At 66.8% G+C, this 22,716-nt stretch carries 22 protein-coding genes and 1 tRNA gene; 16 read left to right on the forward strand and 7 right to left on the reverse strand.

Annotated features, from left to right (window positions below; genetic code table 11):
* The first annotated feature begins 245 nt into the window (after window positions 1–245).
* The 5 genes from mltG (at window position 246) to ACVOLJ_RS16165 (ending at window position 3,461) form a co-directional block, all read left to right on the forward strand.
* Window positions 246–1,307, forward strand: a complete 1,062-nt coding sequence (mltG, locus tag ACVOLJ_RS16145; protein ID WP_481564586.1) for an endolytic transglycosylase MltG — start codon at window positions 246–248, stop codon at window positions 1,305–1,307.
* Window positions 1,304–1,969, forward strand: coding sequence for a dTMP kinase (tmk, locus tag ACVOLJ_RS16150; protein WP_475277566.1), 666 nt, complete (start codon window positions 1,304–1,306; stop codon window positions 1,967–1,969). Before mltG ends, tmk begins: the two co-directional genes overlap by 4 nt.
* The gene (locus ACVOLJ_RS16155; RefSeq protein WP_481564587.1) at window positions 1,966–2,922 is read left to right on the forward strand and encodes a DNA polymerase III subunit delta'; all 957 of its coding nucleotides are present in this window, start codon (window positions 1,966–1,968) and stop codon (window positions 2,920–2,922) included. The genes tmk and ACVOLJ_RS16155 overlap by 4 nt, the downstream gene beginning before the upstream one ends.
* Window positions 2,919–3,272, forward strand: coding sequence for a PilZ domain-containing protein (locus tag ACVOLJ_RS16160; RefSeq protein ID WP_099819207.1), 354 nt, complete (start codon window positions 2,919–2,921; stop codon window positions 3,270–3,272). The genes ACVOLJ_RS16155 and ACVOLJ_RS16160 overlap by 4 nt, the downstream gene beginning before the upstream one ends.
* A gap of 114 nt (window positions 3,273–3,386) precedes the next feature.
* Window positions 3,387–3,461 (forward strand) — tRNA-Val (locus ACVOLJ_RS16165).
* 65 nt (window positions 3,462–3,526) lie between these two features.
* Here the strand turns inward: ACVOLJ_RS16165 and ACVOLJ_RS16170 are convergent.
* Together ACVOLJ_RS16170 and ACVOLJ_RS16175 are read right to left on the reverse strand one after the other, a co-directional pair.
* On the reverse strand, window positions 3,527–4,090 hold the full coding sequence (locus ACVOLJ_RS16170; protein WP_481564588.1) for a PDDEXK family nuclease: 564 nt from the start codon (window positions 4,088–4,090) through the stop codon (window positions 3,527–3,529).
* 32 nt (window positions 4,091–4,122) lie between these two features.
* Complete coding sequence (locus ACVOLJ_RS16175) at window positions 4,123–4,539, reverse strand: hypothetical protein (RefSeq protein WP_475277569.1); 417 nt, start codon at window positions 4,537–4,539, stop codon at window positions 4,123–4,125.
* A 563-nt stretch (window positions 4,540–5,102) separates the two neighbouring features.
* Between ACVOLJ_RS16175 and ACVOLJ_RS16180 the strand changes: the two genes are divergently transcribed.
* The 5 genes from ACVOLJ_RS16180 to ACVOLJ_RS16200 all read left to right on the forward strand — a co-directional run bounded on the left by ACVOLJ_RS16180 (window position 5,103) and on the right by ACVOLJ_RS16200 (window position 11,296).
* Window positions 5,103–5,483, forward strand: coding sequence for a tautomerase family protein (locus ACVOLJ_RS16180; RefSeq protein ID WP_475277570.1), 381 nt, complete (start codon window positions 5,103–5,105; stop codon window positions 5,481–5,483).
* A 191-nt stretch (window positions 5,484–5,674) separates the two neighbouring features.
* On the forward strand, window positions 5,675–6,070 hold the full coding sequence (locus ACVOLJ_RS16185) for a DUF2946 family protein (RefSeq protein ID WP_481564607.1): 396 nt from the start codon (window positions 5,675–5,677) through the stop codon (window positions 6,068–6,070).
* 129 nt (window positions 6,071–6,199) lie between these two features.
* Window positions 6,200–8,338 (forward strand): TonB-dependent receptor, encoded by a 2,139-nt coding sequence (locus ACVOLJ_RS16190; RefSeq protein ID WP_481564590.1) that lies wholly within the window; start codon window positions 6,200–6,202, stop codon window positions 8,336–8,338.
* An 11-nt stretch (window positions 8,339–8,349) separates the two neighbouring features.
* Window positions 8,350–9,855, forward strand: coding sequence for a PepSY domain-containing protein (locus ACVOLJ_RS16195; protein ID WP_481564592.1), 1,506 nt, complete (start codon window positions 8,350–8,352; stop codon window positions 9,853–9,855).
* A 304-nt stretch (window positions 9,856–10,159) separates the two neighbouring features.
* Window positions 10,160–11,296, forward strand: a complete 1,137-nt coding sequence (locus ACVOLJ_RS16200) for an RICIN domain-containing protein (protein ID WP_475277573.1) — start codon at window positions 10,160–10,162, stop codon at window positions 11,294–11,296.
* A gap of 82 nt (window positions 11,297–11,378) precedes the next feature.
* Here ACVOLJ_RS16200 and ACVOLJ_RS16205 read toward each other — a convergent pair whose 3' ends face one another.
* Together ACVOLJ_RS16205 and ACVOLJ_RS16210 are read right to left on the reverse strand one after the other, a co-directional pair.
* Window positions 11,379–12,512 (reverse strand): MFS transporter, encoded by a 1,134-nt coding sequence (locus ACVOLJ_RS16205; RefSeq protein WP_481564593.1) that lies wholly within the window; start codon window positions 12,510–12,512, stop codon window positions 11,379–11,381.
* Window positions 12,513–12,530: 18 nt separating this feature from the next.
* The gene (locus tag ACVOLJ_RS16210) at window positions 12,531–13,307 is read right to left on the reverse strand and encodes a DeoR/GlpR family DNA-binding transcription regulator (protein ID WP_481564594.1); all 777 of its coding nucleotides are present in this window, start codon (window positions 13,305–13,307) and stop codon (window positions 12,531–12,533) included.
* 160 nt (window positions 13,308–13,467) lie between these two features.
* Here ACVOLJ_RS16210 and smqnr point away from each other — a divergent pair, with 160 nt between their 5' ends.
* Window positions 13,468–14,115, forward strand: coding sequence for a SmQnr family pentapeptide repeat protein (gene smqnr / locus ACVOLJ_RS16215; protein ID WP_481564595.1), 648 nt, complete (start codon window positions 13,468–13,470; stop codon window positions 14,113–14,115).
* 19 nt (window positions 14,116–14,134) lie between these two features.
* On the opposite strand, the gene ACVOLJ_RS16220 is transcribed toward smqnr, so the two are convergent.
* Window positions 14,135–14,806, reverse strand: coding sequence for a class I SAM-dependent methyltransferase (locus ACVOLJ_RS16220; RefSeq protein ID WP_481564596.1), 672 nt, complete (start codon window positions 14,804–14,806; stop codon window positions 14,135–14,137).
* 119 nt (window positions 14,807–14,925) lie between these two features.
* Here ACVOLJ_RS16220 and ACVOLJ_RS16225 point away from each other — a divergent pair, with 119 nt between their 5' ends.
* A complete protein-coding gene (locus ACVOLJ_RS16225; protein WP_481564597.1) occupies window positions 14,926–15,399 on the forward strand; it encodes a hypothetical protein in 474 nt (157 codons plus the stop codon).
* 19 nt (window positions 15,400–15,418) lie between these two features.
* Here ACVOLJ_RS16225 and ACVOLJ_RS16230 read toward each other — a convergent pair whose 3' ends face one another.
* Window positions 15,419–16,807, reverse strand: coding sequence for an aminotransferase-like domain-containing protein (locus ACVOLJ_RS16230; protein ID WP_481564598.1), 1,389 nt, complete (start codon window positions 16,805–16,807; stop codon window positions 15,419–15,421).
* 133 nt (window positions 16,808–16,940) lie between these two features.
* Here ACVOLJ_RS16230 and ACVOLJ_RS16235 point away from each other — a divergent pair, with 133 nt between their 5' ends.
* The 3 genes from ACVOLJ_RS16235 (at window position 16,941) to ACVOLJ_RS16245 (ending at window position 19,682) form a co-directional block, all read left to right on the forward strand.
* Complete coding sequence (locus ACVOLJ_RS16235) at window positions 16,941–17,807, forward strand: DMT family transporter (RefSeq protein WP_481564599.1); 867 nt, start codon at window positions 16,941–16,943, stop codon at window positions 17,805–17,807.
* A 72-nt stretch (window positions 17,808–17,879) separates the two neighbouring features.
* Window positions 17,880–18,761 (forward strand): SDR family NAD(P)-dependent oxidoreductase, encoded by an 882-nt coding sequence (locus tag ACVOLJ_RS16240; protein WP_481564600.1) that lies wholly within the window; start codon window positions 17,880–17,882, stop codon window positions 18,759–18,761.
* A 39-nt stretch (window positions 18,762–18,800) separates the two neighbouring features.
* Window positions 18,801–19,682: a LysR family transcriptional regulator gene (locus ACVOLJ_RS16245; RefSeq protein ID WP_475277582.1), complete on the forward strand. Its 882-nt coding sequence runs from the start codon at window positions 18,801–18,803 to the stop codon at window positions 19,680–19,682.
* 13 nt (window positions 19,683–19,695) lie between these two features.
* Here the strand turns inward: ACVOLJ_RS16245 and ACVOLJ_RS16250 are convergent, their stop codons facing one another.
* Window positions 19,696–20,595, reverse strand: a complete 900-nt coding sequence (locus tag ACVOLJ_RS16250) for a LysR family transcriptional regulator (protein ID WP_475277583.1) — start codon at window positions 20,593–20,595, stop codon at window positions 19,696–19,698.
* Between the two features lie 107 nt (window positions 20,596–20,702).
* Here ACVOLJ_RS16250 and ACVOLJ_RS16255 point away from each other — a divergent pair, with 107 nt between their 5' ends.
* Window positions 20,703–22,220, forward strand: coding sequence for an MFS transporter (locus ACVOLJ_RS16255; protein ID WP_475277584.1), 1,518 nt, complete (start codon window positions 20,703–20,705; stop codon window positions 22,218–22,220).
* The last annotated feature ends 496 nt before the right edge of the window (window positions 22,221–22,716 follow it).

Consider the following 22,716-nt stretch of genomic DNA (forward strand, 5'->3'; position numbering starts at 1 on the left):
TTTCTGCCCCTCAAATGTATGTGCCGTAGCCCGGCGCCAGGGCGGGGGGTTTTTGGGGGGCTTGGGGCCTGATGGGTTTTGGGTGGGGCCCCCGCGGGGCTTGGCCGGGCGCTACCGGTGGTGGTGGGTGCCGACCGATCCTGGTGGGTGCCGACCGTTGGTCGGCACGGACACGCCACCCGCTCATGACCCCGCACCACCGGTCACGGTATCCTGCACGACGGAATCGAGTTCAGAGGTAGTCCATGGCGGGAGCCAAGCGCGGGTGTCTGTTCGTGGTAACGCTGCTGCTGGTGCTGGTCGCCGTTGTGGCCGGCGCGGGCGCTTGGTTCTTCTACCAGCAGACCCAGTTCGCCGATCGCCACATCACTCCCTCCGCCGAAAGCATGGTCATCGCCAGCGGCGATGGCATGAACACGGTGCTGCGCAAGCTGCGCGATGCCGGCGTGGATGAAGGCCAGGATGCGCAGTGGCAGCTGCTGGCGCGCCAGCTGGATGCCGCCGGCAAACTGAAGGTGGGCGAGTACGCGCTCAGTGGCGAGCTGACACCGCGCGAACTGCTGCTGCGCATGCGCGCCGGCAAGGTGCTGCAGCACCGCGTCACCATCATTGAAGGCTGGAACATCCGCCAGCTGCGCGCCGCGCTCAAGCGCGCCGAGCCGCTGCTGCACACCACCGACGCGCTCGATGACGCTGCACTGATGGATCGCCTCGGCTTCGGCGGCCAGCACCCGGAAGGCCGCTTCCTGCCGGAAACCTACGTCTACCAGCGCGGCGACAGCGACCTGGACGTGCTCAAGCGCGCCCACGGCGCCATGGAAAAGGCGTTGGACGAGGCCTGGGAAAGCCGCGCGCCGGACCTGCCGATCAACACGCCGTATGAACTGCTGACGCTGGCCTCGATCATCGAAAAGGAAACCGCGCTGGCCAGCGAACGCCCGCAGATTGCCGGGGTGTTCATGCGTCGCCTGAAGATCGGCATGCGCCTGCAGACCGACCCCACCGTGATCTACGGCATTGGCGCAGCGTATGACGGCAACATCCGCCGCCGCGACCTGACCACCGACACGCCGTACAACACCTACACCCGTTCCGGCCTGACCCCGACCCCGATCGCCATGCCCAGCCGTGACGCGCTGATGGCCGCCGCGCAACCGGCGCCCGGTGACGCGCTGTACTTCGTGGCCGTGGGCGATGGCAGCGGCGCACACGTGTTCTCGCCCAGCCTGGAAAAACACAACGCCGCCGTAGCCCGCTATCTGCAGCAGCTGCGCCAGCAACGCACCAAGGAGACCCCGGCGCAATGAGTCCCGCGCTGCTTCGCCATCCCCGATTCGTCAGCCTGGAAGGCGGCGAAGGCGCGGGCAAGACCACTGCCATCAACGCGGTGCGCGAGTGCCTGCGCCGGCACGGCCACGAGGTGGTGCTGACCCGCGAGCCGGGCGGTACGCCACTGGCCGAGCGCATCCGCGGCCTGGTGCTGAAGCCCGATGCCGAGATCGCCGCCGAACCCCTCAGCGCCGAAGCCGAGCTGCTGCTGGTGTTCGCCGCACGTGCCCAGCATGTGCGCCAGGTGATCCAGCCGGCGCTGCAGCGGGGTGCCTATGTGCTGAGCGATCGCTTCACCGATTCCAGCTACGCCTACCAGGGCGGCGGCCGCGGCCTGGACCCGCAGTGGATTGCCGACCTGGAACGCCGCGCCGTGGGCCTGCTGCCGGGCCTGACCCTGCTGCTGGATGTGGACGTGGCGGTGGGCCGTGCGCGTGCCAATGGCCGCGACCTGTGGCCGGACCGCATCGAGAGCGAGCAGGACGATTTCTTCCAGCGTGTGCGCGCGGTGTTCCGCAGCCGCGCCCAGCAGGACCCGCAGCGCTTCGCGCTGATCGACGCCGGCCAGGTACAGGAACGCGTGGCGGCCGATGTGGTCGCGCAGGTCGAGCGCTGGCTGCAGGACGGGGAGGGCGCATGAGTACCTTCACGCCCTGGCAGCAGCGTGCGTTTGATCAGACCGTTGCGGCGCTGGATGCGGATCGGCTCGGCCATGGCCTGCTGATCTGCGGCCCGGCCGGGCTGGGCAAGCGCGAGGTGGCGCTGGCCCTGGCCGACCATGTGCTGGCGCGCGGCGATGCCGCGCATGCTACCCGCACCCGGCAGCTGATCGCCGCGGGCACCCATCCGGACCTGCAGCTGATCAGCTTCATTCCGAACAAGAGTGGTGACAAGCTGCGCACCGAGATCGTTATCGAGCAGGTGCGCGAGATCACCAACAAGCTGGCACTGACCCCGCAGTACGGCGTGGCGCAGGTGGTGATCGTCGACCCGGCCGATGCCATCAACCGTTCGGCGGCCAACGCGCTGCTGAAGACGCTGGAAGAGCCGCAGCCCGGCCGCTATCTGTGGCTGATCAGCAGCGACCCGGCGCGCCTGCCGCAGACCGTGCGCAGCCGCTGCCAGCGCCTGGAATTCAAATTGCCACCGCGCGAGGAAGCCATGGCGTGGCTGCAGCAGCAGGGGCACAGCGAAGCGGCCGCGCGCGAAGCGCTGGACGCGGCGCGCGGGCACCCCGGGCAGGCCGACAACTGGCTGCGCGAAGACGGTCTGAGCCTGCGCCGCGAGGTGGCACAGCAGCTGGAACAGTTGGCTGCGGGCAAGACCGGCGCGGTGGAGCTGGCACAGAAGTGGTGTGGCGATGACAACGCGGCGCTGCGCCTGCGCTTTGCCGCCGACCTGGCACTGGCCCAGGCCAGCACCGATGCCTTGACCACGCCGGAGCGATTGCACAAGCTGGCAGCCTGGTTCGATGCGGCCAACCGCACCCGCGACCTGCTGCGCACCACGGTGCGTGCAGACCTCGCAGTGGTCGAGTTGCTGCTGGCCTGGAACAAGGTGAACGAGCGGCCTGCCGCAAGGGGAAATCGATGAGTGCCAGCAACGCCCGCCAAGGCATCCTGTCCTTGGCTGTGAAGGACAAAGCCGCGCTGTACAGCGCGTACATGCCATTCGTGAAGAACGGCGGAATCTTCGTGCCCACGCCCAAGCGCTATTTCCTGGGCGATGAGGTGTTCCTGCTGCTGACCCTGCCCGATTCCAGCGAGCGCCTGCCGGTGGCCGGCAAGGTGATCTGGGTGACGCCGGCGGGCGCGCAGGGCAACCGCGCGGCCGGCATCGGCGTGCAGCTGGCCGACGGCCAGGAAGGCGAGACCGTGCGGCACAAGATCGAGACGATCCTGGCCGGCCTGACCGGTTCGGACAAGCCGACCCACACGATGTGATTCCGGTAGCGCCGGGCCATGCCCGGCGGCGTGTGGAAACGCGCGTGAACACGAATGTGAAAACTGTTGACGACCTCTGAAAAGCCCCTATAATGAGCGGCTCAGCAACACACCGGGCGGTTAGCTCAGCGGTAGAGCATTGCCTTCACACGGCAAGGGTCACAGGTTCGATCCCTGTACCGCCCACCATGTTGCAGAACGAAAGAAGCCTCCAGCAATGGGGGCTTTTTTGTTGCCTGCGATTATTTCGCCCTTCAGCCATCGCTGCCCAGCAGTTCGCGCGCGATCATCGCCGCGCCATCCAGCAGGTCATGGCCACTGCCGGCGTGCACCACCACACTCAGCAGGCTACGGCCCACATCGGCATTGCCGCCGCTCAGTTCCATCTCGCCTTCAAAGCACAGATCGCCCAACCATTCGTGCGCCTGCAGCAGCCCGCGCTTGCGGACGCGGCGGAACTCCGAAAGCAGCTTGGTCTGACCGGCTTCGTGCTCGCCATCGGCAAGCAAGCCGATGGCACCGCCGTGCGCCGCGCGCCAGACGGCTGGCAGCGGACGACCGTTCGCGTCCACGGCCTCCGCTGCAAACTGCGCGCAGTACATTTCGTAGCGTTTGCCGGCCGTGCTGGCCGGTACCACGCCGGACTCGGCGAGCAGGCGCTCGGCTTCATCGAGTTTGCTGAACTTCAAGCGCAGCAGCGCAGGGCGGCTCAGCTGCTGGGCCAGCCGCGGCTGGTTGGCGGCGAACCAGATGTTCCAGCCCACCTGCGCGCGGCCTTCCAGGGCGGCTTTGAAGTACTCCAGGTGTTCGGCGTCCATGGCGGTTTCCTCCGTTCCCTGCCCGATTGTAGTCAAGCCAGTGAGGCTGCGCCGCCTGTCAGGCAATGGCTGGCCTCGCGCACCAGTTGCCGCGCCGCCACGATCAGGCCGTCGGTGTGGAAGTCGCCCAACTGCTGGTCCGCCCCACCGCCCACGCGTACACGTTCGGCAGCGTGCAGGAGGTCCAGCACCACGCCCAGCGCGGATAGCGAACGGCTGAGGGACGCGTGGTCGCTAGTGCCAAGTACGAGACCACGACAGGGCTGTCCGTCTTCGCCATCAGCGTGGTGGATGGCGTTGAGGCAGGACAGGAACGTGGACGACTGCGAGGGCAGTCCTTGTTCCTGCAATGCGCATTCGAGTTCGCGTGCGATGGCTGCGGGAACCTCATGCATGACGTCGCCGATCAGGGCATGCAGGCGCGGGTGGGAGATGCTTCTGTTGGTCATGGTGTAACCCTCACTGGCGTGGGGCCACCTTCCGAAGCGAAGGTGGCGGACGGTGCGGGTTGGCGTGCCGGGCGAAAACACACCCATGTGAGAAACACCCGGCGGATCTGGTGATCCCCACGCACCGTCCGCCATGAAGGCCGTCGATGCATTCTTTCGGCTGCACTGAACTTGGCAACCATATGGGTGTGTTTATTTGTACGAGACGCCAATCCCGGCCCAGGCAAGCTGCCTCGGCGAAGCGATCATCAAGCCGGGTAATCACATCGGTCTGTAAGGAAAGTTCTCAACTGTCCCTAGGCAGGTCAGACGTTTCCCGTTGTGTGCCGTCCAACACCTGCGAGTAGTGCCGCCCATCACTGATGGCGTAAATCGCCGTCCATGCTGATCGTGCGCATGACGACTCCAGGGCGGCGGCGGTACGGCAATCGCGTCACCCCGCGCAACGCGGGCGGGATCATGCCACGGGTGGAGGCAGAGGGTTCCATCCCTGTGCTGTCCCGCCGCCCTGGGCAGGCGTAGTCTCAGCCCGTTGCCGTGCCCATCCACTGTGGAGTGCCACCATGCCGCTCGCCCGCATCGATCTTCGCAAAGGTAAATCCGCCGACTACCTGCAACGCGTCGGCGAAACCATCTACCAGGCCATGCGCGCAGTCGGCGTGCCGGAAGACGATCGCTTCCAGATCTTCCAGGAGCACGAGCCGGGCACGCTGATCTACGACCCGGGCTACCTGGGCGTGGACCGCACCGACGACTTCCTCTGCATCCAGATCACCTGGAACGAAGGGCGCACGCTGGAGCAGAAGAAGGCGCTGTACCTGGGCATTGCCGATGGCCTGCATGCGGCAGTGGGTATCCGCCGCGAGGATGTGTTCATCAACCTGGTGGAAGTGAAGCGGGAAAATTGGTCGTTCGGTAATGGTGTGGCCCAGTACGTGAGTTGATGGGCGAAAAGCATCCACGCATGGCGTGGATCTACTGAATGGAGGGCGTGCGCGGGGGAGGGCAGCCCTGCGTCACCGTGTCGCAGGGGGCCAACCCTGAACGCGGTCCAAGGTTGGCCGTGGCCCCGTAGAATGGCGGCGTGCGTCGTTCTGCTCTCCACCGCCGGTTCCAGGCCCTGGCATGGCTTGCCATGCTGCTGGTGCTGCTCGCCCCGCTGGTGAGCCGCTGGCTGGCGCATGGTCACGTGGCTGCCGCTGCGGCGGTGGCGGCGATGGACCACGCAATGCATGCAGAGCATGCGCAGCACGCGATGGACGGGCACCACGACCATCACGCGATGGCGATGCCGCACGGCGAGGCCGCAAAGAAGCCGCCTGCCGATCCACATGCCGATCATGAGATGGGCGTGGACTGCGATTACTGCCTGATCGCTGCACGGTTGATTACCCTGCTGGTGGCCGCAGTGCTGCTGTTGGCGCCGATGGCACCGGTGTGCCGCGCGCTGCGCGGTGCGGTGCGGGCGTTGCCGCAACGGATCAGCGGCACATTGGGAGCGCGTGGGCCGCCGGCCTTGATGGCCGTCTGAGCCGCACGCGCGTTGCATTGATCTACCTTCCATGAGGTTGCCGGCCACGGCCGGTGCCCGCACGCGCGTGTTTGTCCCTTTCTGATTGCTGCCCTGCCATTGCGGGGTGGCCTTGCATGCCGTGAACAAATGAAAACGAACCCCAACTCCGCGCACCTGCGCCGGGCGACGCTGCCTGTTCTGTGCGCGTTGCTCCTGCACGCCGCGCCCCTGCTTGCCGCCGACGCCGCACCACCCACCACGCTGGATACCGTGCACGTGGTCGACACCCGCAGCGGTGAACTGTCTGCCACCGCCAGCGCCGGTTCGGCACTGGGCCTGAGTGTGCTGCAGACCCCGGCCAGCCTGACCGTGATTTCGCGCGAACAGCTGGAGCAGCGCGGCGACACCAACCTCAACGATGCGATCAGCCGGGCCGGCGCGATCAGTGCGATGCCGCACCCCGGTAACGGGCTGAGCGCGCTGTCCAGCCGTGGCTTCACCGATGGTGCCTCGGTGATGCGCCTGTATGACGGCCTGCGCCAGTACGGCGGCGTGGGCATCACCTTTCCATTCGACACCTGGTCGATCGAGCGCATCGAGGTGTTGCGCGGGCCGGCGTCGGTGATCCATGGCGATGGCGCCATCGGCGGGGTGATCAACATCGTGCCGAAGAAGCCTTCGCGCGGTGCCATCGAGAACGAACTAAGCGTGACTCTGGGCAGCGAGGACACCGCGCGTCTGGGCGTTGGCAGCGGTGGCGCGTTGACCCCGGAGCTGGCCTACCGGCTGGATGTGAGCGGCAACTACAGCAGTGGCTGGGTCGACCGTGGCCGCAACAGCGACGCCACGTTCTCCGGTGCGCTGCTGTGGCAGCCGCGCACCGATCTGCAGCTGACCCTGACCCATGCGCAGGGCTACCAGCAGCCGATGCGTTACTTCGGCACGCCGCTGGTGGACGGGCGTCAGCTGGACGCGCTGCGCCGCCAGAACTACAACGTGGCCGACAGCCAGATCCGTTTCCGCGACCGCTGGACGCAGCTGGATGCACTGTGGACGCCGAACGCGAACCTGGAATGGCGCACGCGCGTCTACCAGATCGACAGCCAGCGCGATTGGCGCAATGCCGAGGCGTATGTCTACAACGACCGCACCGGTCTGGTCGACCGTTCCGGCAATACCCAGATCACCCACAACCAGGACCAGACCGGACTGACCTCGACGCTGCGTATGCAGGGCAATGTGGGCGGTTGGGCGAACAGCTTCGCGGTGGGGCTGGATGCCAACCGTGCGCACTTCAAGCACACCAACAACACGTATGCGGGCAGCTCAGGGCCGGTGGATCCGTTCCATCCGGTGCCGGGGCAGTTCACCAGCGATGCGCCGAACCTGCCGCGGTATCGCAACAGTGCGGAGCAGGTGGCACTGTTTGCGGAGGATCGCGTCGCGCTGAGCGAACGCTGGTCGCTGTTGGCCGGTCTGCGCCATGACCGCGCGCGCATCGACCGTACCGATCTGATAAGCGGACAGCCTGCGTTCTCCAGAACCTACAACAGCACCGGCTGGCGCGCGGGCACCGTGTTTGCCGTGCAACCGTCGCTGACGCTGTACGGGCAGTATTCGCAGGCCGCCGATCCGGTCAGTGGTCTGTTGATGATCAGCCCGGCCAACGGTGCGTTCGATCTGGCCAAGGGCCGGCAGATCGAGGTGGGCATGAAGCAGGCCTTCACCACCGGCGAGTGGACGCTGGCGGCCTATCGCATCCGCAAGACCGGCCTGCTCAGCCGCGATCCGTTGCAGCCTGACCGCCGCGTGCAGGTTGGCGCGCAGACCTCCAAGGGCATCGAAGCCTCGCTGAACTGGAACTTCGCGCCGCACTGGACGCTGGACGCCAACGCCACCGTGTTGAAGGCCGAGTTCGAGGACTTCCTGGAACCCACCGGTTCGCCAGCGATGCTGGTCTCGCGCGATGGCAACGTGCCGCCGAACGTGGCCGAACGCCTGGCCAACGTGTGGCTGAGCTGGCAGTTCCTGCCGGATTGGACCGTGGCCAGTGGCGTGCGGTACGTGGGCAAGCGTTATGCCGACAACGCCAACACATTGGAGCTGCCCGGCTACAGCAGCACCGATCTGGCACTGAGCTGGCAGGCGGCACCGCGCACGCGGCTGACCGCGCGCATGTTCAACGTGTTCGACAAGGCGTACTACGCCACCGCGTACTACACCAGCACGCAGTGGCTGCTGGGTGCGGACCGTCGCGTCGAGTTCACCCTCGACCAGCGCTTCTGAGGGCACCGGCCATGTCGCTGCGATCCACCGCCAAGCGCTGGACTTACCTGGTGCACCGTTGGCTGGGTATCGGGGGCTGCCTGTTGATGCTGCTGTGGTTTGCCAGCGGCATGGTGATGCTGTTTGTCGGCTACCCCAAGCTGACGCCGGGCGAACGCCTTGCTGCATTGCCTGCGTTGCAGGACGGCGGTGACCTGCGCGGGCTGACGGTGCTGCCGACGCGCCTGCAACGGGAACCGGAAGCGCTGGCGCTGACCACGCTGCGCGGTGAGCCGACCTACGTGGTGCGCAGCGGCAGCAGCCCGGGTGCGTGGTCGGCGCGGACCGGCCAGGAACTGCTGCCTGTTTCGGCGCAGCGCGCTGAAGCGGCGGCGGCGCAGTTCGCTGGCGGCCCGGCCTTCGTGGGCGCGACGCAGGTAGACGAGGATCGCTGGACGCATTCGCGCGCGCTGGATGCGCACCGGCCGTTGTACCGGGTGGGCGTAGGCGGCACACAGCCGGGCGATGTGTATGTGTCCTCGCACACCGGCGAGGTGGTACTGGATGCACCGCATGCGCAGCAGCGCTGGAACTACGTGGGTGCATGGCTGCACTGGTTGTACTTTCTGCGCATGCAGTCGGTGGACCCGGTGTGGACGTGGGTGGTGATCGTGCTGTCGGCGCTGTGCACGCTGGCAGCGGTCAGCGGCATCGTGGTGGGTGTGTGGCGCTGGCGCTTCCGTGGGCACTACCGCTCGGGCGCGAAGACACCGTATGTGGAGCCGTGGATGCGTTGGCACCACTTGATCGGGCTGGTAGCTGCGGCGTTCGTGTTCACCTGGATCTTCAGCGGGCTGATGTCGATGAACCCGCTGGGGGTGTTCAATAGCACGCGCGCGGCGATGGATACCGCGCGCTACCGCGGTGGTCCGGTGGCGGTGGATGGTGGGCTGGGTGATCCTTCCCGGCTGCTGGCTGCGTCGGCCGAGGTTGGCTTCGTACCGGTGGAGATCCAGTGGCGACGCATCGGCGGTGAACTGTTTGCCGTGCTGCTGGACGCGCAGGGCGATACCCGCATCGTGTCCGGCAGCGACGGGCACCTGCACATTGCACGGCTGCTGCCGGGGGCATGGCTGCAGCAGAAGGCCAAGGCGATGTCCGCTGCGCCGATGCAGCACTTCACGATCCTTCAGGCAGCGGATGCGTACTTCTATCCGCGCGCGCCGGAGGCGATGAACGGCGCGGCGGTGCGGCGCTTTCCGGTGGCGGTGGCCCGGTTCGGCGATGGTGAAGCCACGCGGGTGTACTTCGACCTGGCGACGGGCGATCCAGTGCTGACGATGGGGAAGCGTGAGCGGGTCGGGCGCTGGCTGTTTTACTTCCTGCACAGCTGGGACCTGCCCGCCATGCTGCGCCAGCAGAACATGCGGCTGGGTGTGCTGCTGGTGCTGAGCGCGGCTGGCACGGCACTGTGCGCCACCGCTACGGTGATCGGTTACCGGCGCCTGCGGATGAAGGTGCGGCGTCGGCGGCCTTAGCACGCTGACGCTGGCCTGGCGCGTATGAGACCATCGGGCGTTCCTGGCCATGAAGGCTGCGGCCCGATGTCGACGGCCAGGGAAGTGCAGGGGCTCAACGCTTGCAAGGGTGCAACGGAGTCCCTGGATAGGATTTCCACACAGCGTAAATGGAGCAAGGATGAATTACGTTTCGATGGGTGTTCTCGCAATTGGAATTGCAGCGGCGTCTTCAAGCGTTCAGGCCAAATCATTGCCGCGCCTGTACAGCTTTCCAACCACAACGACCGCGTCTGTTTCCAATGCGCTGCCGGCACCGGGGCAGGTGATCCAGCTGTCTGCGCAGGTCGATGGCCAAGCACTCGGGCTGTATCACATTCCGGGCAATGAGCAGATCGGCGGCTTCGTCGAGTTCAAGGTAAATGGCCAGGCGGTAGGCAAGGTGCAGGTCAGTACCGCCAATACACCGGTGGTCGGTCTGGTGTCCGATCTGGACAAGAATTGCTGGGGCGCGGTCCGCGATGTGCAGTTCTGTACGCACAAGTACGCCTACGGTCAGCCGGGCCGGGTCGCAGTCAACTACACCGTCCCTGCGGGCTTCACCACGGCCTCGATCACCGCCACCTTCAGCGGCGATGGCCAGTTCGCGCTGGGTTCGGTATCGGCACCGGTCAACCTGCGCAACATTCCCACGTTTGGTGAGATCCGCGGCATGGGCAACAAGTGTCTGGATGCCGAGGGTGCCAATACCGCCCCCGGCACTGCCATCCAGGTGTGGGACTGCACACCGGGCACCCCGCAGCAGCTTTGGACGGTGAAGCCCAACACCTCGACCATCACCGGCGTGCCCAGCAACCGCGTGCTCGATATCGTCGGCTATGGCACCAGCGACGGAAGCCGGATCCAGCTGTATGACGCGCACGGTCAATGGAACCAGTCGTGGAAGTTCTCCAATACATCCATCGTCGGCGTGGCCGACAAGGTGCTTGATGCCACCGGCGCGTCCAGTGCCAATGGCACCAAGATCCAGCTGTACAGCAACGCGCAGACCAGCAACCAGAAGTGGGAGTTCAATCCGGCCAATGGTTCCGTCGTTGGCGTAGGTGGCAAGTGCCTGGATGTTGAAGGCGCCAACACGGCAGATGGCACGCGCGTACAGCTGTGGGACTGCACCGGCGTGCCGCAGCAGCGCTTCGAGCTGGGTGCCGATGGAACGATCCGCGGGCTGGGCGGGAAGTGCCTGGAAGCGGCTGACGGTGCGAGCCATGACGGCAATGCGATCCGGATGTGGTCGTGCAATGGCGGCGCGCACCAGTCCTGGCGACTGATCGGCGAAATCCGCAACCCGCAGACCAACATGTGCCTGGACGATCCGGCCCTGGGCAACACCAATGGCTCCAAGGTGCACATGTGGATGTGCCATGGCGGTGACAACCAGCGTTGGGAGTTCTCTTCCTACTGAGCCCTGCCGGGCTTGATATGCCGTCGTGAAACCGTGCGCCTTCGGGCGCACGGTTGTTTACGCGCTGGGCGGCAGCCGCAGGCTAGATCCGCAACCAGCGCGTAGACACCGCCACCAGCAACAGCGCCACCGCCACGCCGATGAAGGCGGCGATCAGGCCGAAATGATTGGCAGCAAAGCCGATCAGCGCCGGGCCGGCGAGGATGCCGGCAAAGCCCAGCGTGGATACCGCGGTGATTGCCAGTGCACCGGGCATGCGGGTCTGGTGCCCGGCCAGCGAGAACAGCGCCGGTGCGATGTTGGCGCAGCCCAGGCCGACCAGCACATAGCCCGGCAGCGCCGCCTGCCAGGGCGTAACCAGGGTCAGCAGCAGCACGCCAGCGGCGGCAAGCAATGCGCCGAACACGATCGCACGCTGCCGGCCGATACGCTGCACCAGATGGTCACCGAACAAGCGGGCGACAGTCATGGTCAGGGTGAAGATGACATAGCCGATGCCGGCCAGACTGGCGTCAACCCGACGCACGTCGCTGAGGAACACCGCGCTCCAGTCCAGCATTGCACCCTCGCCGAGGAAGGCAACGAAGGCGAGCACACCGATGAACAGCACGATGCCGTGCGGCAATGCCAGCATCGGCGTGTCGTGCGGCATGCGCTCGCGGTGCCAGTACGCGGCCGACAGCAGCATCGCCAGCAGCATGCCTGCCACGCCGATCAGCACCGCCACCAGCGGAGGCACCTGCGCGGACAGCAGCACGGTCATGCTGGCTGCGCCGAGGAAACCGCCGATGCTGAAGAACGCATGGAAGCCGGACATCATCACCCGCCGCGCGTCGCGCTCGACGGCCACCGCCTGCACGTTCATCGTGCAATCCATCGCGCCCACGCCGGCACCGAACACGAACAGCACCAGCCCCAGCATTCCTGCCGAACCGGCCCAGGCCGGGCCCGGTACCGTCAGGCAGATCAACAGCGTGCTGGCGATCATCACACTGCGGCAGCCCAGGCGCGCGGCGAGCACGCCGGACAACGGCATCGCCAACAACGAACCTGCGCCCAGGCACAGCAGTACCAGCCCGAGTGTTGCGTCGTTGATGCCGGTGCGGGCCTTGGCAAAGGGCACCAGCGTGGCCCACAGCGCGGTGGCGAAACCGGGAATGAAGAATGCGGCGCGGGTCGCGTGCTGTTCGGCACGCGCGCGGGAAGCGGAGGACATGGGGCGTTCCGGAATCTGTCAGGGCGGGGTGGGGTGCACTGCGATGCCAGCGGCGCGGAAGCGGGCTGCCAGTGCAGGGGGGGCCGAGGTGGTCAGCACCAGATCGTCGATCTCTTCCAGGCTGGCAATCTGCCAGTTGCCGCGGGCGCCGAGTTTTTCGCTGGTGGCAGCGACGATGACTCGGCTGCTGCACGCCACCATCGCGCGCTTGAGCGTGGCTTCTTCCGAATCCATCGCCCACACGCCGGTATCGCCGTCCACCGCGCACGGGCCGGGCAGGTAGACGTCGGCGCGCAGGCGCTGCACCTGCGCCAGTGCCTCGGCACCCACCGCGCCGCCGCCGCTGGCCAGGCGGCCACCGATCAGCAGCACCGTGGTGGCCTCATGCAGGCTGGCGGCGGTGGCGATCTGCGGCGCATTGGTGATCACCGTCAGCCCGAGCGCGGCAGGAAGCTGCTGGGCGATGGCCAGGTTGGTCGAACCGGCATCGAGCAGCACCACCTGGCCCGGCTGCAGCAGCGCGCAGACACGGGCGGCCAGTTCGGCCTTGTCACCGCGGTCGCGGGTCAGGCGCTCACGCAGCGGGCGCTCCTTGGGCGGGGGCAGCACCGCACCGCCATACACGCGCTGGCACAGGCCCTGCGCGGCCAGTTCACGCAGGTCGCGGCGGATCGAATCTTCGGAGACGGCATAGCGGCGCGCCAGTTCGGCGGCGACAACGCGACCCTGTTGGCGCAGTTCCTCAAGGATCTGGCGGGTGCGCTGGGCGGGGAGGGGGCTGGGACCGGAGCTCATGACGACAAGTGTGCATGTTCGTGCATAAACGTGCAATAACGGGCAGTCTCCCTGTGTGTACACAGCACGGCTGGATCCGTGGTGAATCATTCCCCGTGCAGGTCTATGGAACACCCCGGCAGCCGGGCATCATGGCGGAGCCCCCGGCATGGATCTGCAGATGTCCTCCAACGTTCACCGCGCGCTGCGTATCGGCGTGGATCAGTACACCGGCCACACAGTGGTTGACCAGCAGTTCCATGACTGCGACTTCTCCGGCACCGACCTGACCGCCACTGAGTTCATCAACTGCAGCTTCTACGATGCCGACACGCGCAGCGGCTGCCGGTTCAACGGTGCCACGCTGAAGGAGGCCAGCTTCCGCAACTGCGACCTCAGCCTGTGCCAGTTCAACTTCATCAAGGCGCTGGGCCTGGAGATCAGCGAGTGCCGTGCGCAGGGCGCCGACTTCAGCAATGCCAGTTTCATGAACCAGATCACCACGCGCAGCTGGTTCTGCAGCGCCTTCATCAAGAAGTCGAACCTGCGCTATGCCAACTTCTCGCGGGTGACACTGGAAAAGTGCGAGCTGTGGGAGAACCGCTGGGACGGTGCCAATGTGAGTGGCGCCAGCTTCGCCGGTTCGGACCTGTCCGGTGGCCAGTTCGAGGGCATCGACTGGAACAGCGCCAACTTCACCGACTGCAACCTGAGCAACTGCGAGCTGGGCGAACTGGACGTGCGCACGACCAATCTGCGCGGCGCCACGCTGGATGTGCAGCAGGTGGCGCTGCTGATGCAGCGGATCGGCATCACCGTGGTGCCGTGATGCCGCCGTGCGTGTTGCATCACGCTGCGTAAGCCACCCAGCCCCTGAAACTGAAGCCGGCATAGAACAGCTCCACATTGGCGAAGCCGGCATCCTGCAGCAGCGCGACCTCCTGCTCGGCTGACAGCAGCGGCAAGCGTTCGGCGATGGCTGCGGCCGCGCGCTGCGTATCGGCACGTGCAATGCCCGAAGCCTCGCCGAACGCGGCATAGCGCTGCAGCCAGCGATGCTTGCCGGCGGCATCCTGCGGCACGCAGTGGTGGGCCACCACCAACGGTGCACCGGGATGCAGGCGCCTGTGCAGCTCGCGCAGGGTGTGCAGGCGCTGCTGCGCATCAAGAAGATGCAGGGTCAGCAGGCAGCTGGCGCCATCGAAGCGCAGATCGGGTGCATCGTCGATGTAGCCCTCCAGCAGCGTGACCTGGGCCATCAACGGCCCCAGTGTCTGCTCGGCCAATGCCAGCATCGGCGCGGCCGGGTCGACGCCCAGCAGCTGCCAACCGGGGTGCGCCCCGGCGAAGGCTTTCAACTCCAGCCCGCCACCCGCGCCCAGCACCAGCACCTGGCCATCATCGGGCACGTGCTCGGCCAGCAGCAGGTGGGTCATCTGCTGCAGCCCCAGGAAACCGGGCACCTGGCGTAGCGGGCCTTCGGCGTAGTGGGCGACAGACTGGGGATCGGAGAAGGACATCGGTGGGTTCCTGCAGCAGCGGCCAACATCCACTGTACCGTGCCGCGCAAGGGGGGCGATTGCAGCGCGGCACGCCATTGCCTAACGTTGGCGTTTGCCTGTACTGCCGGATGCCGAGAATGAAACATCGCCCACTACCCGCACCCTCGGCGGAGAGCGTTGAACGCGCGCTGTTCCTGCTCGGCCGGGAGGATGTGGACCAGGACCAGGCCGAGCAGGATCTGGCCGAACAGGGCATCGGCGAAGACGTGGCGCGCCGCCTGCTGCTCTGGCTGCCGGAAGCGTTCGCCATGACCCTGGTCGGGCACATGGACCTGGGTCTGGTGCTGCCGCGTACCTTCACCGCACACGATGCGCAGGGTGACCTGCATGAATTGCCATTTGACTGCGAGCCGGTGTTCGCCGAAGGCGTGCGGCGCGCGCAGGTGATGTACCACCAGGGGCCGCGCGCCGCGTTCAAGGCGATCTGCGAACGCAGTTCCTCGCTCAACGCCATCGACAATGCGCTCAATGCCGGCGCCGATCTGCACGGGGCCACGTTGTCGGGCCCTGAGCTTCTGGACATTCCGGCCGAGACCTATCTTCCGGAATGAACGCCAGCCATCCTGCCGCTCAGCCGGGCTGCTGCAGGGCCTTTCCCAGCACCTGCCAGATACGCCGGTCCTGGCACTGCGAGACGTTGAAGCGCAGGTAGTCGGCCGCGCTCTGTGACTGGCTGAAGGCATTGCCCGGTGCCAGCACGATGCCTTCGCGTAGGCACTGCCTGGCCAGGGCCGCCGCGTCGCGGCCATCGGGCAGGCGGCACCACAGGAACAGTCCTGCGTCCGGTTGCAGCCACGGTGTGATGCCCAGCGTGTGCAGTTGCCGCAGTGCGTGCCTGCGTGCGTCGGCAAGACGCGTGCGCACCGCCTGCATGTGGCGGCGGTAGCCGCTGTCGGTCAGTGCGATGTGCATCAGCTGCGCGGCCAGATGACCGCCGCCGAAGCTGGTGGCCAGCTTCAGATCGGTCAGCGCTTCGATCCAGTCGCCGCGTGCGGCGATGAAGCCGCAGCGCGAGGCGGCCGAGAGCGTTTTGGAGAAACTGCCGACGTGGATCACCCGCGACAGGCCATCCAGTGCTGCCAGGCGCGGTGCTGGCTGCAGTTCGAAGTCGGCGAAGATGTCGTCCTCGACGATCACCAGTTCGCTGCGCTCGGCCAGGCCCAGCAGGCGGTGCGCGGTGCTGGCCGAGAGCACCGCGCCGGTCGGGTTGTGCAGGCCGGAATTGGTGATGTACAGCCGCGGCGAATGTGCCTGCAGCGCGCTGGCGAACGCGTCCAGATCCGGACCGGTGGCGGTGTAGGGCACGCCGATCGCCTGCACCTGGTGCGCCTTCAGCAGTGCGTGGTAATTGAAGTAACTGGGGTCATCGACCAGCACGCAGTCACCGGGCTTGAGCAGGAAACGGCAGATCAGATCGACCGCATGGGTACCCGATTCGGCCAGCAGCACCTGTTCCATCGGCGCATCGATGCCCAGCGTGGCGGCGCGCCGCTGCAGCAGTTGGCGCAGCGGTGGCAGCCCGAGCGGGCTGGCGTAGTCGACCAGATGCGAGGCATCGACACGTGCCAGCCGACGCAGGCCGCGGCGCACGCCGTCCTGGTACAGCCAGTCGCTGGGCATCCAGCCGCAACCCGGCTTGAGATGGCCTGCCGGCGTTTCCAGCGATTGCCGCGACACCCACAACGGATCGACCGCGCGTTCCAGTCGTGGCTCCATCGCCGACAGCGCCAGCGGTGCAGCCGGGCCACTGACATAGAACCCCGAGCCGGCCCGTGCGCTGATCACGCCTTCGGCGGCCAGCCGTTCGTAGGCTTCCACCACGGTGGAGACCGACACCCCCATCGACGCCGCCTGTGCGCGTACCGAAGGCAGGCGGGAGCCGGGGCCATCGACGCGCGCACTGATGCGCGCGCGCACGCGCTGGATGACCGAATCAATGCGGGTAAGCGGGCGGGACATGGCGGACTGTAGTGGAAGTGTGGGCAGTACAGTTACTTGCGACTGTACTGGATTGTAGCTGGGGCAACCGGCGGTGCGGGTGTTTCCATGGCTGCATCCGCCGGGCGCCGCCCGGCATTACAGGAGCGCAGGCGTGGAACGGTCGGCAAGCGGGTGGATCAATGGCTTCATCGGTGTGGTGATCTTTGCCGGCTCGCTGCCGGCCACCCGGGTGGCGGTGCAGCAGCTGGATGCGGGTTTCGTCACTGCCGCGCGCGCCAGCATCGCCGCGCTGCTCGGGCTGGCACTGCTGCTGATGCTGCGACAGCCGCGCCCGCTCCGGCGCGATCTGCCCGGCCTGGCGCTGGTGAGCCTGGGGGTGGTGGTGGGATTCCCGCTGCTGACCGCGCTGGCCCTGCGCCATGCGTCATCGGCGCACACCATCGTGTTCCTTGGCCTGCTGCCGCTGAGCACAGCTGTATTCGGCGTGCTGCGCGGTGGCGAGCGCCCGCGCCCGGCGTTCTGGCTGTTCTCGCTGCTGGGCAGTGCCTGCGTTGTCGGCTATGCCGCGCGCAACGGCATCGAGGCGTCGCTGCAGGCCGACCTGCTGATGCTGGCCGCGATCGTGGTGTGCGGGCTGGGCTATGCCGAAGGTGGTCGACTGGCGCGGCATCTGGGTGGCTGGCAGGTGATCAGCTGGGCGCTGCTGCTGGCGTTGCCGGTGATGCTGCCGTTGATGATCGTGATGCGCCCGGTGTCCTTTGCGGCGGTGCCAGCGCCGGCGTGGTGGGCGCTGGGCTACGTGGCGGTCTTCAGCATGCTGATCGGCTTCCTGTTCTGGTACCGCGGCCTGGCCCAGGGCGGCATCGCTGCGGTCGGACAGCTGCAGTTGCTGCAACCGTTCTTCGGGTTGGCACTGGCCGCGCTGCTGCTGCACGAAACTGTCAGTGCCGGCATGTTGCTGGTCACCCTGACCGCGGTGGCGTGCGTGGCAGGCGCGCGCCACTTCAGCCGCGCGTGATACCGCCTGCGTATCGTGGCGATGCCTCAATGGTATTGGCCGCAGGCACGCGCCGTGGCTGATGCTGGGCCGATGAAACCGAATGCGAGTATTACCTTCGAAGGCCAGGTTGGCCTGATCACCGGTGCCGCGGGCGGCCTCGGCCTGGCCTACAGTCGCCTGCTGGCCGAGCGTGGTGCGCACGTGGTGATGCATGACGTCGGTGCCGGCACCGATGGCCGTGGCACCGATCCGCAGCGCATCCTGGGCAGCGTCGCGGCGCTGCAGGTGCAGGGCTTGTCAGTGCAGGCCGCCAGTGGCCCCATCAATCATCGCGCGGGTTGCCATGCGCTGGTGCAGCAGCTGCTGCAGCAGCATGGCCGGATCGATTTCCTGATCCACAACGCGGGCTGGGTCGAGTACCAGGCGCTGGAAGCCATCGAGGACGACGCGCTGGAGCAGATGCTGTGCCTGGCCGCGAAGGCGCCGCTGTGGTTGGCACAGGCGGCGTGGCCGGCGATGCGCGAAGCCGGTGGTGGGCGCATCGTCATCACCACGTCCGACCGCGCGCTGTACCCACAGTACGCGCAGCGTGGATTGTCTGCCTACGCGATGGCGAAGCTGGCGGCGCAGGGCCTGGTCAACGTGCTGGCGTTGGAAGGCGCCGAGCACGGCATCGTGGTCAACGCGGTTTCGCCGGTGGCCAAGACCCGCATGTGGGGCGTGCAGGGTGAGCCTGATGAGCTGCATCCGGATACGGTGGCACCCGGGGTGGCGTTCCTGGTGTCCACCCGCTGCCAGCAGGGCGGCTGGACCCTGCGTGCCAGCAACGGCCAGTTCCATGCACTGCGCCTGCAGGAGGCCGAGCACGTTGCCTATCCGCGCGATCTGCGTGCGGTGGCTGCCGACAGCATTGAATCGGTGGCCCTGCAATGGCCGGTGATCGCACGGCCGAGTGTCGACGCGCGCGGCTGAGCGCGTACCCTAGGCAGATCTTCCGCTGCCTGCATTGACATGATCGACCTGCGCCTGCTCCGCCAGTTCGTGGCGGTGGCCGAAGAACTGCACTTCCATCGCGCCGCCGCGCGCCTGCATATGTCGCAGCCACCGTTGACGGCGGCAATGCGGCGCCTGGAAGACGCCATTGGCACCGGACTGATCGTGCGCGGCAACCGCACGCTGGGCCTGACCACGGCCGGACAGACGTTGCTGGTGGAGGCGCGCGCAACGTTGCAACAGGCCGAGCAGGCGTTGCAGCGCACGCGTGAATCGGCGGCAGGACAGACCGGCAGCCTGCGCGTGGGCTATGTGGGCAGCGCGCTGTATGGCCGACTGCCAGGCCTGATCCGCCGCTTCCGCCACGCGTTTCCCCACGTGCAGCTGCATCTGCAGGAAGCCACGTCACGGCAGCAGCAACAGCGGTTGCGCGATGGCGGGATCGACCTGGGCGTGCTGATTCCACCGATCGTGGCAACCGATCTGCACCTTCAGGCGTTCGACCACGATCGTCTGGCGATCGCCTTGCCACGTGCGCATCGGTTGCTGGAACGTGCGCACCTGGACGTTGCCGCATTGATCGATGAACCCTTCGTGTCGTGGCCGTCGGTCGAAGGCATCGGCTTCCACGCCCAGGTGCTGGGGCTGTGTACCGCCGCCGGATTTACCCCGCGTGTGGTGCAGGAAGCGCAGGGCATGCACGCGGTGTTGTCGCTGGTGGCGGTGGAGGCGGGCGTTGCGATCGTCCCCGCCAGCATGGCCGGTTTCCGCCCGGACGAAATCGCCTATCGGCCGATCGATGGTGAACAGGCGACGTTCGAGCTGCAGTTCTGCACGCGCCCGGAATCACCGTCGCCGGTGCTGCGCAACTTCATTGAAGCGGCAGCGGCCGCGAACTGAACCCATGGATGCGCTACGCCTCGGCGCCACCGAACAGATGCGCAACGGCGTAGTCGATGAACACCCGCAGACGTGCGCTGGGGTGGCGACCACCGGGCCACAACAGTGAGAACTGGCCTTTGTGTGCGGGCAATGCGGGCAGCACCTGTTGCAGGCGGCCATCGGCCAGCGCGTCGGCCGCGAGGAAGTCAGGCATCCAGGCCAGGCCCATGCGACCGATCGCAGCGGCCAGCACTGCTTCCATGTTGTTGCAGGTCATCGCTGTTGGTAGGCGCGCTCCGGCATCGCCGTCGATACCCGGTAGCTGCCACGGATGCAGCTTTCCGGTGGTCGGGTAACGGAAGCGCAGTGCGGAATGCATGCGCAGCTCGTCCACATCGCCGGGCGTGCCATGCGCCTGCAGATAGGCCGGCGCCGCACAGAGCATGAATCGAAAGCCGCCCAGCCGCCGTGCGGTCAGGCTGGAATCGGCCAGTTCACCACTGCGTATCACCGCATCGAGGCCTTCGCTGACCACGTCGACGATGCGGTCGTTGAAGTCCAGTTCCAGCTGCACCTGCGGGTAGCGCTGCTGGAAGCCGGGCAGCACCGGCAACAGGAAGCGGTAGCCGATGGTGGGCAGGCCGATGCGCAGCAGTCCACTGGGGGCGTGCTGTCGTTGCGCCAGATCCGCCTGCGCTTCGGAAAGTTCATCCAGTGCCCGCCGGCAACGCTGCAGCAGCAGTTCGCCTTCGTCGGTGAGATGCACGCGGCGGGTAGTGCGCTGGAACAGGCGTGTGCCGAGTTCCTGTTCAAGGCGGACGATGCGCTTGCCGACCGCCGATGCGGACAGGCCGAGCACGCGAGCGGCGCCGACGATGCTGCCAGCTTCGGCGGTACGGACGAAGGCGAGCAGGGCAGAGATGGAGTCCATGTGGGACATGATTGCGGAACATGTGGCCGCAATCAACGTCCATCGACCCTGTTTTTCAGAGATAGCGGCCTATCCATCATCAATGCCCCTGATGGATGGAGGCCCACATGGCCCCGGTTTCGATGCTCCCTGTACGTGTCCACACGCAGCGGCGCTGGACGCTGCTTACCGTCTGCCTGGCCGCCCTCGCGTTGCCGTTGTCCTTCTCGGCCGGTGCGGTCGCGGTACCGGCGCTGGCCCGTTCCGCGACGGCGTCGCCCACTGCGCTGGCCTGGGTAACCAATGCCTTCATGCTCACCTTCGGCAGCCTGTTGCTCGCTGCCGGTGGCCTGGCCGACCGCTACGGCCGGCGGCGGCTGTTCCTGCTGGGTACGGCGGGCTTCACTGCCGCCACGGTCGTCGTTTGTCTTGCCCCTACGCTGCTGTGGCTGGATCTGGCGCGCGGGCTGCAGGGCGTTGCCGCTGCAGCGGCGCTGGCATCGGGCACGGCTGCGCTCGCGCATGCTTGGCAGGGGCCGGCGCGTGGCCGTGTGTTCGCCCTGCTGGGCACGACGTTCGGTGCGGGGTTGGCGCTGGGGCCGCTGATGGCGGGTCTGCTGTTGCAGGCACTGGGATGGCGCAGTGTGTTTGCCGCCGGTGGTGTGCTGACGTTGGCGGCCTTCGCGCTGAGTGCGCACGTGCTGCCCGAAAGCCATGGCGAGCGCGCAGGACTGGATGTCGGCGGCATGCTGGGCTTCAGCCTGATGCTGGCGGCGTTGACCCTGGCCCTGCTGTGGCTGGGTGAATTCGGCCTGCATGCCATGCGCGTGCAACTGGCGCTGCTGGCCACGCTGCTGTCGGGCGTGGCGTTCGTCTGCATCGAGCGCATGCACCGTTCACCGTTGCTGGACCTCTCACTGTTCTCGCAACCCGCGTTTCTGGGCGTACAGCTACTGCCGGTGGCGACCTGCTTCGGCTACGTGGTGCTGCTGGTCGTACTGCCTCTGCAACTGCTGGGCGTGCATGGACAAAGCGCGACCTTGGTCGGGCTGCAGATGCTGGCCCTGTCCGCGCCGATGCTGGTGCTGCCGATGCTGGCCGCACACTGGGCACAACGCGTCGGAAGTGCACGGCTGTGCACGTTGGGGCTGCTGGTCTGCGCGTGCGGGCTTCATCTGTTGTCGCACCACGCGTCGCACCCTTCACCCTCGCAGTGGGTGCCGTTGCTGATGCTGATCGGCGCAGGAACGGCCTTGCCGTGGGGCTTGATGGATGGGCTGTCGGTGAGTGTGGTGCCGGTGCAACGCGCGGGCATGGCGGCCGGCATTTTCGGAACCGTGCGGGTGGCCGGCGAGGGCATCGCGTTGGCTGCGGTGACTGCCTTGCTCGCGTTGCTCATTGGCCACCAGCTGCAGGGGGCGTCCTCCGCGTCGCTGGCGCGTGCCAGTGCTTATCTGGCGACAGGGGCGCATGCTCAGGCGCAGGCACTGCTTCCGGCGATGAGCGGCGCACAACTGCAGCAGGCCAGTGCCGAGGCGCTGGCGATACTGCTGCGTGTGCTGGCGTTGCTGACCGCCGCATGCGCTGTGATGTTGCACCTGCTGCTGCCGCGGTCGTCGGTGGTTGCCACCAGGAGCAATAGCTGATGCTGCCGGGCCAGCGTCGATGTCGCCAACAGCTACACGTGTGCCGCGGTGATGCGACATACGTACCGGTTCCTCAGGGAGAGAAATCGAGCTTTCCCCGTTCCTGACAAACAACTGGGGAAACCACCGATGGTGCGCGTCATCCACAATCGCGACCATGACGCCCTGCCAGCCATCCTCGGTTGGCGGGGATTGGCGTCTCGCAGGTAACGCTGTCGCACTCTTCGATAAACGTCATGGAAGGCGCTATCGATCAGCGCGACCCGTTGTCCGTGGCGGGCGAAGTATGGGGATCACACTGGTCCGCCCGACATGTCCAGCGTTGCCTGGAGTGCCAAACCGCATCGCCCGTCACCGGTCCGCGTTTACCTCGGGGGTTGGGCGCAGTGCGCCAGCAGATCGGCGGCGGGCGATGCATCTACGTCTTCAGGCCGGGCAGGGAAATGCCCGGCAGGGGCCGCGTTCAGAAGCGATAGCTGAGGGTGCCGGTAACCAC

The sequence above is a fragment of the Stenotrophomonas sp. STEN046 genome, assembly GCF_056759755.1.